This window comes from Luteimonas kalidii, assembly GCF_029887935.1.
In the GTDB taxonomy this organism is placed as follows: Bacteria; Pseudomonadota; Gammaproteobacteria; order Xanthomonadales; family Xanthomonadaceae; genus Luteimonas; species Luteimonas kalidii.
On sequence record NZ_JARXRO010000020.1, the window covers coordinates 633,323 to 648,952 of the forward strand.

Here is a 15,630-nt window from a genome sequence, read left to right on the forward strand (position 1 = left end):
GGCTGCGGCGGGCAAGCGGCCCGCCTGTCGCCGGCGCGTCGCATCCGGCGACGCGCGAGGCCCGTTCAGTGCGCGGCGAACCGGATCGCCTGCCCGCCGCCCGGGGCCAGCCGCATCGCGAGGACCTCGTCGCGCGTCACCTCGCGGGTCTCGATCACGATGTCCTCGCGCTTGCCGCGATCGTCGGCAGCAGGGCGGCGGACATGCGTCGAAGCGACATCGGTGCATTCTCGGACCCGGGTCCATCCGATCATGTCACAGGCGTTCCGCGCGCTTTCCGTGCATACGTATGCGGTGCGGCGTCGGCGTCCGCACGGCTGCGCGCCCGCGCCCCGTCGGGCGAACACGCGTTCGCGTCGGTGTGGTTCGAAATGGCGCGAGCCGGCCGTCCAATGGCGAGACCGTCGCGCGCGACGCCGACGGGCGGTCGGCCTCAGTCGCGCGGTCGCGTCGCCAGCGCCCACGCGAGCGCGACATGGATGGGCAGCATCAGCGCGATCCAGTGCACGTTGCGCTGCGGCAGCACCGGCAGCCAGTGCAGGAACAGCGCCAGCACCGCGCCCGCCGCGACCAGCCAGGCCAGCACGCGGAACGCTGCGCCGGCCGTATGCCCGCGCGAGATCTTCCAGCCGCCGTGCAGCAACAGCAGGCACAGCGGCGTGAACAGCAGCAGGTTCTGGTTGGCCCAGGCGAAGTGGTGCGCGGTGAAGCCCCACAGGAACACCATCACCAGGCCGAGCACGCCGCAGAGCGTCCACAGCGGCAGCGCGATCGCCGCCAGCATGCGTGGCCGGCGCGCGCCGAGCGCGCGGATCGCGACGGCCAGCACCAGGCCGGCCAGCAGCCAGGGCCACCACGGGCGCGGCGCTTCGGCCGGTTCGGATGCAAGCCGGTGTGGCAACAGCGTTTCGGTGGCCGCCACCAGTGGCCGGCCATCGTCGCGGCGCAGGCCGTCCAGCGCATCGGCCAGGCGCATCGGCACGAAGGCGTCGTTCCACAGCGCATTGGGCCGGTCGGCGGCGGGCCCCAGCCCCAGGTCGAAGCCCAGCCACATCCACGGCGCCGGCGAGGCCAGCCGCACCGCATCGCCGCGGAAGGTGTTGCCGCGCGAGCGCACCGCCAGCCGGCGCTGCAGCAGTCCACCCGTGGCGGCATCGAGCGCGTCGCGCACGCGGGTGGAGCAGTTGTCGATGAAGTAGTCGTAGCTGTAGACCGCGTTCTCGGGCCGCGCGTTGATCGCCAGCGCCAGCGCCAGCTGCTCGGCCTCGGTGGGGTCGAGGTCGAGCCACTGGATCGAGACGCCACGGCCGACCTCCGCGTAGTAAGCCAGGTCCTGCGACAGCGGCAGCGCGACCAGGCGGTAGCGCATGTCCCCGAGCACGAAGCGGGACATGAAGTCCGGCTCGGTCATGTCGAAGAAGCCGAAGTTGTACGAGACCGGCTCGGCGAAGGCGGGATCGTCGACCACGATCGCGTTGTGCCCGAAGCGCTCGAAGAAGATGTCGCCCGGTTGCATGGTCGCCACGCCGACGCGGGGCGCGGCCTGCGCGAGCGGCGCGAGGACGAACAGCGCCAGCAGGAGCCATGCGCTGAAGACACCGGCACGCGACGACGACGTCGCGGAGGTCCGGCGCGCATCGCAGGATCGCGCGCGATTCCGGACGCGAGTCGTCAGCGACGCAGCCGCCATCCGCCCCCAGCCGGTGCCGGCCGGCGTCACGGTTGCCCCGGGCGTGGGCTCACTCCGCGTCGTGTTCGGCATGCACGCTCACGTGCAGCGCGTGCAGCCGGCGCGCATCGGCGCGGGTGACGCGGAAGCCGAAGCGGCCCAGCGTGAGTTCCTCGCCGGCCTCGGGCAGGTGCCCGATCGCCGCGGTCACCAGGCCGCCGATGGTGTCGTATTCGTCGTCGTCGAAATCCGAGCCGAAGCGCTCGTTGAAATCGGCGATCGGGGTCAGCGCATCGACCACGTACTGGCCGTCGGCCTGGGCCGCGATCAGCGCGTTCGGGTCCTCGGCGTCGTCGTGCTCGTCGTCGATCTCGCCGACGATCTCCTCCAGCACGTCCTCGATCGTCACCAGCCCGGCCACGCCGCCGTACTCGTCGATTACGATCGCCATGTGGTTGCGCGACTGGCGGAACTCGCGCAGCAGCACGTTGAGCTTCTTCGATTCCGGAATCAGCACCGCCGGCCGCAGCAGTTCGTGGATCGTGCCCGGCCCGTTGTCGGCGACCACGCCGCGCAGCAGGTCCTTGGCCAGCAGGATGCCGAGGATCTCGTCCTTGTCCTCGCCGTGCACCGGGAAGCGCGAGTGGCCCGATTCGACCACCTGCCTCATCAGGTCCAGGAATTTCGCATCGGCGGGCAGGGCGACCATCTGCGAGCGCGACACCATCACGTCGCCCACGGTCATGTCGGACACGGCCAGCGCGCCCTCCATCATCCGCAGGGTATCGGCCTCGATCAGGCCGTCGGAATGGGTGTCGCGCAGCAGCTCGACCAGGTCGTCGCGGGTGCTGGGCTCGCCGGAGATGGCGGAACTGAGCCGTTCCAGCCAGGTGCGCCGCTTTTCCGGTGTTTCGGTGGCGCTGGGACTACTGTCGTCCTCGGACATTGGAGCTAAGGTCTTGATTTGTATGGCGCCCGGATGGGCCTCGCGACCGAAGTCTAGCGCGCAACGCGCGGGAAGGGTGAAAACCGGGCCCCGCATGCGGGGTTTTCCGACGCGCCGGCGCCCGGATCCCCGATGGGCGCGCGCTCCGCAGCCGGCAACACTTGGGCCGCAGTCACCCACTACGTCAAGGAGGACGTTCCCATGCGCCGCAATCCCTTTCTCGCCAGCCTCGCCATCGCCGCGCTGCTGCCCCTAGCCGCGTCCGCCGCCGCCGGGCAGGATTACGTCGATACGTCGGCCTACTTCAGCACCGAAGCCCAGTACGAAGACTGGTTCACCGCCACGCGCGGCCTGCGCCACGACTTCGACCAGATCTGCGGCGACACCTTCTGCGAGGGCGAGTACAGCAACATCGAGTCCCTGCGCTATCGCTGCTCGGTGCATCGGGTGAGCGGACGCATCGGCATGTGTACCTGGGTGTTCGCCGCCAGCCACGAGGAGATCGCGCCGGCGACCGGGCGTATCGGCGTGCAGCGGGCCTTCTGGCAGTGCCGCACGCCGCTGGCACCAGGGACGACGATCGACCAACTGCTGGCAGCGCTGGCGGTCGACGAGCCGCTGTATGCGCCGTTGCCGTCGAGCGGGCGGACGATGATGGACGGGCTGATCGACTGCCTGTGAGGCCGTCGCGCGGTCATTCGTCCGGCGCGTAGGGATCGTCGATCCCGAGCCCGGCGAGGATCTCGCGTTCGAGCTGCTCCATCGCCTCTGCCTCGCGCGTGTCGGCGTGGTCCCAGCCCAGCAGGTGCAGGGCGCCGTGCACGGTCAGGTGCGCGTAGTGCGCGTTGAGCGCCTTGCGCTGCTCGCGCGCCTCGCGTGCCACCACCGGCGCGCACAGGACCAGGTCTCCCAGCAGCGGCATGCGCACGCCCGGGGGCAGTCCTTCGGGCAGATCGGCGGGAAAGCTGAGCACGTTGGTCGCGTAGTCGCGCCCGCGGTAGTGGCGGTTGAGTGCGCGGCCTTCCTTCGCGCCGACGAGACGGATGGCGAGGTCGGCCTGGCGGATGCGCCCCGCCAGCGCGGCTGCCGTCCACTTGCGGAACGACACCGCCGAAGGCAGTCCCTTGCGCGCAACCGCGTAGCCGACGGCAACGTCCAGCCGGATGGGACCCCGGGTCAAGGCGCGGGACCGGTCTGCGCATCGATCGCGTCGCGACGCTCGTAGGCGCTGACGATGCGCGCGACCAGCGGGTGGCGCACCACGTCGCGGGCTTCGAAGAAGGTGAAGCTCACGCCGTCGACGTCGCGCAGCACCTCGATCGCGTCCTTGAGGCCCGACTTCACGTGCTTGGGCAGGTCGATCTGGGTCATGTCGCCGGTGACCACCGCCGTGGAGCCGAAGCCCAGTCGGGTCAGGAACATCTTCATCTGCTCGATGGTGGTGTTCTGCGCCTCGTCCAGGATCACGAACGCGTCGTTGAGCGTGCGCCCGCGCATGTAGGCCAGCGGCGCGATCTCGATCACGTTCTTCTCCAACAGCTTGATCACCTTCTCCACGCCGAGCATCTCGTACAGCGCGTCGTACAGCGGTCGCAGGTAGGGATCGACCTTCTGGGTGAGGTCGCCGGGCAGGAAGCCGAGCTTCTCGCCCGCCTCCACCGCCGGGCGCACGAGCACCAGCCGCTGGACGCGCGATTCGTTCAGCGCCTCGACCGCCATCGCCACGGCGAGGAAGGTCTTGCCGGTGCCGGCCGGGCCGATGCCGAAGTTGATGTCGTGGGTGGCGATCGCGTGCAGGTACTTCGCCTGGTTCGGACCACGGCCACGGATGGTGCCGCGCTTGACCCGGATGGCGACGTCCTGGGGCACCACCCCGGGATCGGGAACCGGCTCCTCGACGCCCGACAGCCGCAGGTGGATGGCGTTGGCGTCGAGGATCTCGCTGCCTGCGTCGGTGTAGAGCTCACGCAGCAGGGATTCGGTCCGGGCGAGCGCCTTGTCGTCGCGTCCGGCGACGCGGAACACGTTGCCGCGGTTGGAAATTTCCACGCCCAGGCGCAGTTCGATCTGGCGCAGGTGGGCGTCGAACGGACCGGCCAGGTTGGCCAGGCGTTCGGTATCGGGCGGGTCGAGGGTGAAGTCGCGTTGGGGAAGTGGGGGCATCGGCGTGTGGGCAGGGAAGCGGGCGGGGGGTGGCCTGGCCGCGACCGGGCGCATGCGGCCGTCGGGCGGGGCTGGTGCGTGGTCGGCGCTGGCACGTGGGCGATGCGCGTCAGGGCGGAGCGGGTGCGGCCGACCGGCGACGCAGGATACCGCCAGCGCTGCCCGGGCGGTGTCGGCACGCGCCACGCATCCGGGTGCCTGTCCGCACGGGCGCCGGGCCGGCAAGGCCTCGTGGGCGTGCGACCGCGGCCGCTGGAAACGAGCCGGACTCCAGCAGCATTCAGACTCGCGCTTGAAATTTAATTAATTAGTCAATTAAATATGCGCATGGTCAGAAAAGCCCCGCCCGCCGCCCTGGGTTCCGCGCCCGTTCCGTCTTCGCCTGCGGCCCCGCCGCGGGGGCGCGGCCGGCCGCGGGGCGACGCGCCGGACCTGCGCGCCTCGCTGCTCGATGCGGCCCTGGCCAGCTACGTGCGCCACGGCATCGCCGGCGCCACGCTGCGTCATATCGCCGCCGAGGGAGGCGTCACCCCGGCGCTGCTGCACTACTACTTCACCGATGCCGCAGGCCTGCGCGAAGCGGTGATCGCCGAGCGCCTGATGCCGGTGTTCACCGACATCCGCGACACCCTGCTGGGCATGCCCGATGCGTCGCTGCGGGAGGTGCTGACCGCGTTCGTCGACGGCATCTGCGCGACCATCGCCCGGCATCCCTGGCTGCCGCCGCTGTGGATCCGCGAGGTGGTGAGCGAGGGCGGCAGCCTGCGCGACCTGCTGGTGACGCGGCTGGCACCGCAGATCGCCACCGTGCTCGCGGACCGGTTCGCGCAGGAACAGGCGGCCGGTCGGCTCAATCCCGCGCTCGACCCGCGCCTGCTGATGGTCTCGCTGGTCGGGCTGACGCTGTTTCCCGCCGCCGGCACCCCGATCTGGCGCCAGATCTTCGCCAGCGACGAACTCGGTATCGAGGACATCCGCCGCCATGCGCTCGCGCTGATCGAGCGCGGGCTGGAGCTGCCCGCATGAAACAGCCGCATTCCCGCACCCGCCCGCCGCTCGCGCTCCTGGTCGTCGCGCTGCTGGCCCTGGCTGCCTGCCGCGACGACGCCCCGCAGGCGCTGGGGACCCTGGAGTACGACCGCATCACCCTGCCGGCGCCCGCCGCCGAGCGCATCGCCGACATCGCCGTGCGCGAGGGCGAGCGGGTCGAGGCCGGTGCGCGCATCCTCACCCTGGAACGGGTGCGCGGCGACGCGCAGCTCGCCGTCGCGCGCGCCGACGTCGCCCGCCAGCGCGAGGCGCTGGAGGAGCTGCGCAACGGCGCTCGCGCCGAGGACATCGACCAGGCGCGGGCCAACCTCGCCGCCGCCCGGGCACAGGCCCGCGATGCACGCGCGTATCTCGCGCGCCTGCAGCCGCTGGGCGCGCGCCAGCTGGTGGCGGCGTCCGAACTCGATCGCGCCCGCGCCGCCGCCGGCAGCGCCGACGCGCAGGTCGCCGCGGCGCGCGCGGTGCTGGCGGAACTCGACAACGGCGTGCGCCCCGAGCAGATCGCCCAGGCGCAGGCCGCGCTCGATGCGGCGCAGGCGCAACTGCAGGCGCAATCGGTGACCACCGGACGGCTCGATCTGGTGGCGCCGCGCGCCGGCCGCGTCGACAGCCTGCCCTACCGGCTCGGCGACGAGGCGCCGGTGGGCGCCCCGCTGGCCGTGCTGCTGGTCGGCGAGGCGCCGCATGCACGGGTCTACGTGCCCGAACCGCTGCGCGCAGGCGTCGAGGTCGGCGACCGAGCCACGGTGCTGGTCGGCGCCGCGGGCGAACGCCGCTACGCCGGTCGCGTGCGCATGATCCGCAGCGAGCCGACGTTCACCCCGTACTACGCGCTCAGCGGCAGGGACGCCGCGCGCCTGAGCTATCTGGCCGAGGTGGAACTGGAAGGCGAGGGCGTGTCGGAACTGCCTGCCGGGCTGCCGTTGCGGGTGGAGTTCGCGCGGTGAGGCGCTCCCGCTTCGCCAGTCGGCCGGCATCCGCCCGTGTCGAACCTCGGGATGCGCAATGCGGGTACGCGCGGTGATGAGCGAAGACGCCGCCATCCGTGCGCGCGGCCTGGTCAAGACCTTCGGCGTCCTGACCGCGGTCGACCACGTCGACCTCACGGTGCCCCGCGCGCACGTCTACGGCTTCCTGGGGCCGAACGGGTCCGGCAAGTCGACCACCATCCGCATGCTGTGCGGACTGCTCACGCCGAGTGCCGGCGAGATCGAGGTGCTGGGCCTGCGGATACCCGAGCAGGCCGATGCGCTGCGCCTGCGCATCGGCTACATGACCCAGAAGTTCTCGCTGTTCGAAGACCTGACCGTGCGCGAGAACCTCGAATTCCTCGCCGCCGTCTACGGCTTGCCGCGGGCCGCCGCACGCGCGCGCGTGGACGAACTGCTCGCGCACTACCACTTCGCCGACCGCCCCAGGCAGCTTGCAGGCACCCTGAGCGGTGGCCAGAAACAGCGCTTGGCGCTGGCCGGGGCCGTCATCCACCAGCCCGAACTGCTGTTCCTCGACGAGCCCACCAGCGCGGTGGACCCGGAGTCGCGCCGCGACTTCTGGGAAAAGCTGTTCGAGCTGGCCGACGCCGGGACCACGCTGCTGGTCTCCACCCATTACATGGATGAGGCCGAGCGCTGCCACCGCATCGCGATCCTCGACCGCGGCGCGCTGGTGGCCGACGGCACGCCGGGCGATCTCGCCGGAGCGCTCGAGGGGCGCGCGCTGGAAGTGCACGCGCGCCACCCGCGCCGCGCACAGCGCGCGCTCTCCGGACTGGCGGGCGTGCTGAGCGTCGCCCAGATCGGCAACAGCCTGCGGGTGCTGTCGGCGCCCGGGGGCGCCGGCGCGGACGCGGTGGCCGCCACGCTGCGCGAGGTGGCGCCGGATGCCGAGGTGCGGCCCGTGGACGCCAATCTCGAGGACGTGTTCGTGGCCGCCACCCGCGGCCGCGTCGACGCGGAGGGCGGCGCATGAAGCCGCTGCGACGGCTGTGGGCGGTGGTGACGAAGGAGCTGCGCCAGATCCGCCGCGACCGCATCAGCCTGGCGATGATCGTCGCGATCCCGGTGATCGACCTGCTGCTGTTCGGGTATGCGATCAACTTCAACCCGCGCGACCTCGACGCGGTGGTGGTCGACCAGGCGAACACCGCCGCCTCCCGCGCGGCGGTGATGGACATGCGCGCCACCGGCGTGATCGAGATCACCGGAATCGCGGCGAGCCCGCAGCAGGCGATGGACCGGTTGCGGCGCGGCGAGATCAGCGTCGGGATCGTGGTGCCGCCGGATTTCGAGCGCCGGCTGGCGGACGGCCGCGCGGCGATCCAGGTGATGGTCGACGGCACCGATACGGTGGTCCAGGCCGCCGCCACCCAGCTGGCGCAATTGCCGCTGTCGTCCGGTGGTGGGCAGGCGGCGCGCACACCGCCGCGGATCGAGGTGGTGAGCTTCTACAACCCCGAGCGCCGCTCGGCGGTGAGCATCGTGCCGGGCCTGATCGGGATCATCCTGACCATGACGATGACCATGTTCACCGCGATGGCGGTGGTGCGCGAGCGCGAGCGCGGCAACATGGAGCTGCTGATCGCCACGCCGCTCAGCCGCGCCGAGCTGATGATCGGCAAGGTGCTGCCCTACGCGGTGATCGGCCTGGTGCAGACCACGCTGATCCTGGCCCTGGGCATCTGGATGTTCGACGTGCCGCTGCGCGGCCGCCTGCTCGACGTGTACGTGGCCGCGCTGCTGCTGATCCTGGCCAACCTCGCCATGGGGCTGCTGATCTCGACCCGGGCACGCACGCAGTTCCAGGCGATCCAGATCACGATGTTCGTGTTCCTGCCCTCGATCCTGATCTCCGGTTTCATGTTCCCCTTCGCCGGCATGCCCGAGGTGGTGCAGTGGGGCGCGGAGGTGCTGCCGATGACGCACTTCCTGCGCCTGGTGCGGGGCGTGATGCTGCGCGGCGCCGGACTGGCGGAGCTGTGGCCGGGCGTGGCGGCGCTGCTGGTGTTCACCTCGGTGACGATGGGCGCGGCGATCCTGCGCTTCCGCAAGCGCCTGGACTGAAGGTGCCAGCGCCCGCCACTGGGGACGTCCCCAGCTGTGGACGCGGCCGCGGCCCATTACCCTGACCCCCGAAGCCGGCGGCCACCCCCGCAACGCCGGCACGTGCACAGGATCCGGATATGCCGCTGTTCCCTTCCCGCGTCCGCGCGTGGCACGCATGTGCGCGCCGTCGCCCCGCCTCTCCGGCGCGCGCGTTGCTGTGCGCCGGCGTGGCCGCACTCGCCGCGTGCACGGGCGCCGGACCCGCTTCGGGCGTCGATCCCGACACGCGCGACGACGCGTCGGCCGAAGCGCTGAGCAGCGGCTCCACGAACGTGGCCGGGCGGCCCATGCCGGGCCTGGTCGATCCCCGGCCGCTGCAGGGGGCCGGGCCGGTCGCGTTCGATGCTGCGGGCCGGCAGCTGGCCTGGGGGTCGAATGGCGAAGTCCGCCTGCTCGCGCCGGGTCACGAGGGCGGCGAGCGGCGCATGGACGTCGGCGGCGCGGTCGGCGACCTTGCCTTCGCGCCCGGCGGCGCGCTGTGGCTCGTGGTCGACGGGGTGCCGCAGTTGTGGCGCGACGGCGCGATGGTCTGTGCCGCCGAGGACACCGAGGCCGACCGCGTGCTCGCGGTGGATGCGCAGGGCGCGGTCGTCGCCCGCTACGCCCACGGCGACGGCGTCGGCATGCTGCGGCACCAGGCGTGGCTGGACGGCACCTGTGCCCGTGGCGAGATGCGGATCGATCCGCTGCCGGCCGGCGTCGAAGACTCCGACGCGGACCCGGGCGCGGCGTTCGGACGCGAGACGCTGCGCCGCGTCCACGCCCCGGCCGAGGCGCTGGCGGCGCAGCTGGAGCAGGTGCAACTGCCGGCGGGCGCCGGCATCCGGCAGGCGGTGGCGGTCTCCGCCGACGGCGGCTGGTGGGTGCTGGAGGGCGCGCAGGGGCGGACGCTGTGGCGGCGCGAGCCGGACCGGGCCCAGGTCCCCGGCACGCCATCGCGCTGATTCCGCGCGCAGGGGTCAGGCGTCGGCCTCGGCCGTGAACACGCGGCCGCGCAGCGAATTGCTCATCGCCGCGGTGACCTGCACGTCGACGAAGCGGCCGATGAGGGCGGCCGGCGCCGGGAAGTTCACCGAGCGCATGTTCTCGGTCTTGCCGGTGAGCTCGGCCGGGTCCTTGCGCGAGGGCCCTTCCACCAGCACCCGCTGCACGCTGCCCACCATCGCCTGCGAAATGCGCGCGGCGTTGGCGTTGATCGTCGCCTGCAGGCGCGACAGGCGGGCGTGCTTGGCGTCGCCGGAGACATCGTCGGGCAGGTCGGCGGCCGGCGTGCCGGGGCGGCGCGAGTAGATGAAGGAGAAGCTCTGGTCGAAGCCGACCTCCTCGATCAAGGTCATCGTCTTCTCGAAGTCCGCGTCCGTCTCGCCCGGGAAGCCGACGATGAAGTCGGAACTGATCGAGATGTCCGGCCGCACCGCGCGCAGCTTGCGGATCTTCTGCTTGAACTCCAGCGCCGTGTAGCCGCGCTTCATCGCCGACAGGATGCGGTCGCTGCCCGACTGCACCGGCAGGTGCAGGTAGCTGGCCAGCTGCGGCACGTCGCGGTAGGCCTCGACCAGCGAGTCGGAGAATTCCAGCGGGTGCGAGGTGGTGAAGCGGATGCGGTCGATGCCGTCGATCTGCGCGATGGTGCGGATCAGCAGGCCCAGGTCGGCCAGTTCTCCGGAGCCTTCCATCGCGCCGCGATAGGCGTTGACGTTCTGCCCGAGCAGGTTGACTTCGCGCACGCCCTGCGCGGCCAGCTGCACGATCTCCACCAGCACGTCCTCGAACGGGCGGCTGATCTCGGTGCCGCGCGTATAGGGCACCACGCAGAAGCTGCAGTACTTGCTGCAACCTTCCATGATCGAGACGAACGCGCTCGGGCCTTCGGCGCGGGGCTCCGGCAGGCGGTCGAACTTCTCGATCTCCGGGAAGCTGATGTCGACCTGCGGGCGCTTGAGTTCGCGGCGGGCGCGGATCAGTTCCGGCAGGCGGTGCAGGGTCTGCGGGCCGAACACCAGGTCCACGTACGGCGCGCGCTTCACGATCGCCTCGCCTTCCTGCGAGGCCACGCATCCGCCGACGCCGATGATCACGTCGCGGCCGCCGGCCTTCAGCGCCTTCCAGCGGCCGAGCTGGCTGAACACCTTCTCCTGCGCCTTCTCGCGGATCGAACAGGTGTTGACCAGCACCACGTCGGCTTCCTCGACGTTGCTGGTCAGCTCGAGCCCGTCGCTGACGGCCAGTACGTCGGCCATGCGCGCCGAGTCGTACTCGTTCATCTGGCATCCGTGGGTCTGGATGAAGAGCTTGCCGCGTGGCGGCCGGGCAGTCCCCACCGACGGCCCCGCCGCCGGGCGGGATCCGTCCTCCGGTGGGGCGTCGGCAAGGATCGGCAGTTCGGTCATGGCGATCTCCGGGGAGCGCGGCGGCGAAGAAGCGGGTCTTCCGGGCCGGATGGCGTGGCGGCGGCGGGTCGCGCAGGCAGGGCCGGTTGGGCAACGGCCTGCGCGACGGATGACGGTCCCGGCGGCCTGGCCGCCGCTTTCCGGATGCCGCGCCTGGACGGGGGACGACAGTGTAAGGGTCGCGCGGATGGCCGGCGACCGGGCGTCCGCTTCCGGAACCGTGCGCCGTTTAACAATCAAGCACTTGGCAGGCGGACCGGAAGCGTGGACACTGCGCACATGAAAGGGGGGCGGGGGCTCATCGCAGTCTTGGGGCTGGCGCTACTGGCGCTGGCCGCGCCCGCGTGGGCCGGCACCATCTACCGCTGCGACGGCGCGGACGGCTCGCGCAGCTACGTCAGCAAGCGGGTCAAGGGCGCCACCTGCGTGGCGGTGAGCAACTACAGCAGTGCCGCGGCACGCCGCTCGCCGAAGCCCGCATCGTGGGTGCCCGCTGCCGGCAACGCGTCGCCCGCCAATGCGGTGGCCGGATCGCCGGCCTCGATCCACAGCAACGCCCCGGCGACCTTCATGGGCGGTTCGACCTCGGCCTCGACCGCGGGCACCGCTCCGGCCGCGGCGCCGGTGGCGGTGGCGGTGGCGTCCACCACGCCGGCAGCCTCCACCCGGCGGCTGCAGCAGGGCCAGGTCTATTCCTACGTCAAGGACGGCGTGCGCCACTACACCAGCCAGCGCCCAAAGGGTGCGGACGTGGCGGCGGTGCGCACCATCCGCTACAGCTTCTTCGAGACCTGCTACGCCTGCGCCCCGCTGCCGGGCGTCAACTTCGGCAACGTGCGCCTCAACACCGCCGCCTACGCGGCCGAGGTGAAGGCCGCGGCCGCCGAGTTCGGGGTGGAGGAGGCCGTCGTGCGCGCGATCATGCACGCCGAGTCGGCGTTCAATCCCAACGCGCTCTCGCGCGCCGGTGCCCAGGGCCTGATGCAGCTGATGCCGGCCACCGCGCAACGCTTTGGCGTGGTCAACGCCTACGATCCGTCGCAGAACATCCGTGGCGGCGTGAAGTACCTGTCGTGGCTGCTCAAGCGTTTCAACGGCGATCTGACCCTGGCGGCCGCGGGCTACAACGCGGGCGAAGGCGCGGTCGACCGGCACAAGGGCGTGCCGCCCTACAGCGAGACCCAGCGCTACGTGGTCCGCGTCGCCCAGCTGGCCGAGCGCTACCGCGGCCACCTGGCCGCGAACTGAGGCTTCCGCCCCGGCGCGGCCGGGATTCGCGCGCGCCATCGGCCCGGCGACCTGCCAGCGCCTGCCGGTTCTCCGGCAGGCCTGATGCACTCCTGGATGTCATGCCGTTGCAGCGGCTTCCCCGGGCGCGACGGCGAAGCCGCCTTCGCGCCATCTGCCAGCGCCCCGGGGTGCGCCCCGGGCCCGCCGCCGCACGTGCGCGCAAGCGGTTGATCCGGGGGCGGAAATCCCGGTCACGACAGGTCAGACGTTGTCGCCGGATTCAGCGTTCCGTTACACTTCGGCGTTCTTTGCGTCTGCCTCCGGGGACGGGGCGGTGCGCGGCAGCCACATCAGAATCAGCTACCGAAAAGTTTCGCGGAGAGCCGGATGGCCAACGAAGCGGTAATCGATCCCGCCGACGGCGGGGAACCCGATCACAAGGGCCGTCGCCGGTTCCTGACGGCCACGACTGCGGCCGTCGGCGCGGTGGGGGCAGGCTTCGCGGCCGTCCCGTTCATCAAGTCCTGGAATCCGAGCGCGCGCGCCCAGCTGGCCGGTGCGCCGGTCACGGTGGACATCAGCGCCCTGCAGGAAGGCCAGCGCCTGATCGTGGAGTGGCGCGGCCAGCCGATCTGGATCGTGAAGCGGTCCAAGGCGATCATCGAGGCGCTGCCGACGCTCGACGACCAGCTGCGCGACCCGAAGTCGGAGAACCCCGACCAGCAGCCGGGCTACATCGCCGAAGCCAACCCCGAGCTGCGCTCGCTGAAGCCGGATATTTCCGTGCTCGTCGGCCTGTGCACGCACCTGGGCTGCTCGCCGGAGATGGTCGCCGAGATCCGGCCCGAGCCGTTCGACCCGAACTGGAAGGGCGGCTATTTCTGCCCCTGCCACAAGTCGAAGTTCGACATGGCCGGCCGTGTCTACCAGGGCGTGCCGGCCCCGACCAACCTGCTGGTGCCGCCGCACCATTTCACCGACGACAGCACCATCGTCGTCGGCGTCGACCCGGGAGCGGCGTGACATGGCCAATGTGATCGAACGCGGCGTCAACGGCGCCTGGGACTGGTTCACCGCGCGTGCGCCGGGCTTCATGCCCTTCTACCGCAAGCACATGTCGGAGTACTACGCTCCGAAGAACTTCAACATCTGGTACATCTTCGGCGTGCTGTCGATCGTGGTGCTGGTCAACCAGATCCTGACCGGCATCTTCCTGACGATGCACTTCAAGCCGAGCGCGGCGGAAGCCTTCGCCTCGGTCGAATACATCATGCGCGACGTGGAGTGGGGCTGGCTGATCCGCTACATGCACAGCACCGGCGCCTCGCTGTTCTTCATCGTGGTGTACATCCACATGTTCCGCGGCCTGATGTACGGCAGCTACCAGAAGCCGCGCGAGCTGGTGTGGATCCTCGGCATGCTGATCTACCTGGTGCTGATGGCCGAGGCGTTCCTGGGCTACGTGCTGCCCTGGGGCCAGATGTCGTTCTGGGGCGCGAAGGTGATCATCTCGCTGTTCGGCGCGATCCCGGTGATCGGCAACGGCCTGACCGAATGGATCATGGGCGACTACCTGCCCAGCGACGCCACCCTCAACCGCTTCTTCGCCCTGCACGTGATCGCGCTGCCGCTGGTGCTGCTGCTGCTGGTGGTGCTGCATCTGGGTGCGCTGCACGAGGTGGGCTCGAACAACCCGGACGGCGTGGACATCAAGAAGGGAACGAAGGGCAACCGCTGGTCGCCCAACGCGCCCGCCGACGGCATCCCGTTCCACCCGTACTACACGGTCAAGGACAGCTTCTACGTCTGCTTCTTCCTGATCATCGCCGCGTTCATCATCTTCTTCGCCCCGGCGTTCGGCGGCTGGTTCCTCGAGCACGACAACTTCACCGAGGCCAACCGCCTGGTGACGCCCGAGCACATCAAGCCGGTGTGGTACTACACGCCGTACTACGCGATGCTGCGGGTGGTTCCGCACAAGCTCTCGGGCGTGCTGGTGATGTTCGGCGCGATCGCGATCCTGTTCCTGGTGCCGTGGCTGGACCGCGCGCGGGTGCGCTCGTACCGCTACCGCGGACTGATGTCGAAGCTGCTGCTCGCCGCGTTCGCGGTGAGCTTCATCTGGCTGGGCAAGATCGGCGCCGGGCCGGGCACGGATCCGGTCGAGACGATCATCGGCCGCTTCCTGACCGCGTTCTACTTCCTGTTCTTCCTGACCATGCCGCTGTGGACGGGCTGGGACAAGACCAAGCCGGTGCCGGATCGGGTGACGATGCATGAATAAGACCTTCCTTGCCCGCGTCGCCACGTTCGCCGGCGGCATGCTCCTGGCGTTTTCCGCATTCGCCGCCGGAGGCGGTGGCGCCCTGCAGCAGGCCGGGACCGATCTCAACGACCGTGCATCGCTGCAGCGGGGCGCGCAGCTGTTCATGAACTACTGCGCCGGCTGCCACTCGCTCAAGTACCTGCGCTATTCGCGCATGGCCGACGACCTCGGCCTGAGCGAGGACGAGGTGATGGCCAACCTCAACCTCACCGGCGCCGCCTTCGGCGAGCACATCGTCTCGGCGATGCCCGCCGACAAGGCGACGGACTGGTTCGGCCAGGTGCCGCCGGACCTGAGCCTGATCACCCGCGTGCGCGGCAGCGACTGGGTGTACACCTACATGAAGTCGTTCTACCTGGACGACACGCGGCCGCTGGGCTGGAACAACACGCTGTTCCCGAACGCGTCGATGCCCAATCCGTTCTGGAAGCAGCAGGGCCTGCAGCACGCCGTGTTCGGCGAATCCGATGCCGCGACCGGGGAAACCCCGGTCGAGCGGCTGGAGGTCGCCACCGCGGGGACCCAGAGCCCGGCCGAGTTCGACCAGACCATCCGCGACCTGACCGCGTTCCTCGAGTACGCCGGCGAGCCCGCCGCGCTCAAGCGCCAGGGCATGGGCGTGTGGGTGATCCTGTTCCTGTCGTTCCTGACGCTGCTCGCGTGGCTGCTGAAGAACGAGTACTGGAGGGACGTCCACTAGCCCGCAGGCGACCCCGATGGCGCGCGAACCCGACGGGGCGGGTCGCGGCGCCGGG

Annotated in this window: 16 protein-coding genes; 10 read left to right on the forward strand and 6 right to left on the reverse strand. The window is 70.8% G+C overall.

The genetic code is table 11. The features are described 5' to 3' along the window. Positions 1-65 precede the first annotated feature (65 nt). The 3 genes from QFW81_RS16425 to QFW81_RS16435 all read right to left on the reverse strand — a co-directional run bounded on the left by QFW81_RS16425 (position 66) and on the right by QFW81_RS16435 (position 2,615). A complete protein-coding gene (locus tag QFW81_RS16425) occupies positions 66-254 on the reverse strand; it encodes a glycoside hydrolase family 97 C-terminal domain-containing protein (protein WP_280580310.1) in 189 nt (62 codons plus the stop codon). A gap of 179 nt (positions 255-433) precedes the next feature. Beyond that, positions 434-1,690, reverse strand: a complete 1,257-nt coding sequence (locus tag QFW81_RS16430) for a lipoprotein N-acyltransferase Lnb domain-containing protein (RefSeq protein ID WP_280580546.1) — start codon at positions 1,688-1,690, stop codon at positions 434-436. 49 nt (positions 1,691-1,739) lie between these two features. Beyond that, on the reverse strand, positions 1,740-2,615 hold the full coding sequence (locus tag QFW81_RS16435) for a CorC family transporter (RefSeq protein ID WP_280580311.1): 876 nt from the start codon (positions 2,613-2,615) through the stop codon (positions 1,740-1,742). A 201-nt stretch (positions 2,616-2,816) separates the two neighbouring features. On the opposite strand from QFW81_RS16435, the gene QFW81_RS16440 reads away from it, so the two are divergent. After that, positions 2,817-3,296 carry a hypothetical protein gene (locus tag QFW81_RS16440; RefSeq protein ID WP_280580312.1) on the forward strand — a complete coding sequence of 160 codons (480 nt, stop codon included), beginning with the start codon at positions 2,817-2,819 and terminating at the stop codon, positions 3,294-3,296. A gap of 13 nt (positions 3,297-3,309) precedes the next feature. Here QFW81_RS16440 and ybeY read toward each other — a convergent pair whose 3' ends face one another. Together ybeY and QFW81_RS16450 are read right to left on the reverse strand one after the other, a co-directional pair. After that, entirely contained in the window at positions 3,310-3,795 is a 486-nt protein-coding gene (gene ybeY / locus QFW81_RS16445) for an rRNA maturation RNase YbeY (RefSeq protein ID WP_280580313.1), read from the reverse strand. Next, complete coding sequence (locus tag QFW81_RS16450; protein ID WP_280580314.1) at positions 3,792-4,778, reverse strand: PhoH family protein; 987 nt, start codon at positions 4,776-4,778, stop codon at positions 3,792-3,794. Before QFW81_RS16450 ends, ybeY begins: the two co-directional genes overlap by 4 nt. A gap of 327 nt (positions 4,779-5,105) precedes the next feature. Here QFW81_RS16450 and QFW81_RS16455 point away from each other — a divergent pair, with 327 nt between their 5' ends. The 5 genes from QFW81_RS16455 (at position 5,106) to QFW81_RS16475 (ending at position 9,873) form a co-directional block, all read left to right on the forward strand. Further along, on the forward strand, positions 5,106-5,804 hold the full coding sequence (locus QFW81_RS16455; RefSeq protein WP_280580315.1) for a TetR/AcrR family transcriptional regulator: 699 nt from the start codon (positions 5,106-5,108) through the stop codon (positions 5,802-5,804). Next, the gene (locus QFW81_RS16460; protein WP_280580316.1) at positions 5,801-6,775 is read left to right on the forward strand and encodes an HlyD family secretion protein; all 975 of its coding nucleotides are present in this window, start codon (positions 5,801-5,803) and stop codon (positions 6,773-6,775) included. The genes QFW81_RS16455 and QFW81_RS16460 overlap by 4 nt, the downstream gene beginning before the upstream one ends. Positions 6,776-6,869: 94 nt before the next feature. Next, positions 6,870-7,796, forward strand: coding sequence for an ABC transporter ATP-binding protein (locus tag QFW81_RS16465; protein ID WP_280580547.1), 927 nt, complete (start codon positions 6,870-6,872; stop codon positions 7,794-7,796). Further along, positions 7,793-8,887, forward strand: a complete 1,095-nt coding sequence (locus QFW81_RS16470; RefSeq protein WP_280580317.1) for an ABC transporter permease — start codon at positions 7,793-7,795, stop codon at positions 8,885-8,887. Before QFW81_RS16465 ends, QFW81_RS16470 begins: the two co-directional genes overlap by 4 nt. A gap of 209 nt (positions 8,888-9,096) precedes the next feature. Beyond that, a complete protein-coding gene (locus QFW81_RS16475; RefSeq protein ID WP_280580318.1) occupies positions 9,097-9,873 on the forward strand; it encodes a hypothetical protein in 777 nt (258 codons plus the stop codon). 15 nt (positions 9,874-9,888) lie between these two features. On the opposite strand, the gene miaB is transcribed toward QFW81_RS16475, so the two are convergent. After that, the gene (gene miaB, locus QFW81_RS16480; RefSeq protein ID WP_280580319.1) at positions 9,889-11,319 is read right to left on the reverse strand and encodes a tRNA (N6-isopentenyl adenosine(37)-C2)-methylthiotransferase MiaB; all 1,431 of its coding nucleotides are present in this window, start codon (positions 11,317-11,319) and stop codon (positions 9,889-9,891) included. Between the two features lie 279 nt (positions 11,320-11,598). Between miaB and QFW81_RS16485 the strand changes: the two genes are divergently transcribed. The 4 genes from QFW81_RS16485 (at position 11,599) to QFW81_RS16500 (ending at position 15,575) form a co-directional block, all read left to right on the forward strand. After that, the gene (locus QFW81_RS16485; protein ID WP_280580320.1) at positions 11,599-12,567 is read left to right on the forward strand and encodes a lytic transglycosylase domain-containing protein; all 969 of its coding nucleotides are present in this window, start codon (positions 11,599-11,601) and stop codon (positions 12,565-12,567) included. 369 nt (positions 12,568-12,936) lie between these two features. Next, on the forward strand, positions 12,937-13,572 hold the full coding sequence (gene petA, locus QFW81_RS16490) for a ubiquinol-cytochrome c reductase iron-sulfur subunit (protein ID WP_280580321.1): 636 nt from the start codon (positions 12,937-12,939) through the stop codon (positions 13,570-13,572). A 1-nt stretch (position 13,573) separates the two neighbouring features. Then, on the forward strand, positions 13,574-14,833 hold the full coding sequence (locus tag QFW81_RS16495; protein ID WP_280580322.1) for a cytochrome b: 1,260 nt from the start codon (positions 13,574-13,576) through the stop codon (positions 14,831-14,833). Continuing rightward, positions 14,826-15,575, forward strand: coding sequence for a cytochrome c1 (locus QFW81_RS16500; protein ID WP_280580323.1), 750 nt, complete (start codon positions 14,826-14,828; stop codon positions 15,573-15,575). The genes QFW81_RS16495 and QFW81_RS16500 overlap by 8 nt, the downstream gene beginning before the upstream one ends. Positions 15,576-15,630 lie beyond the last annotated feature (55 nt).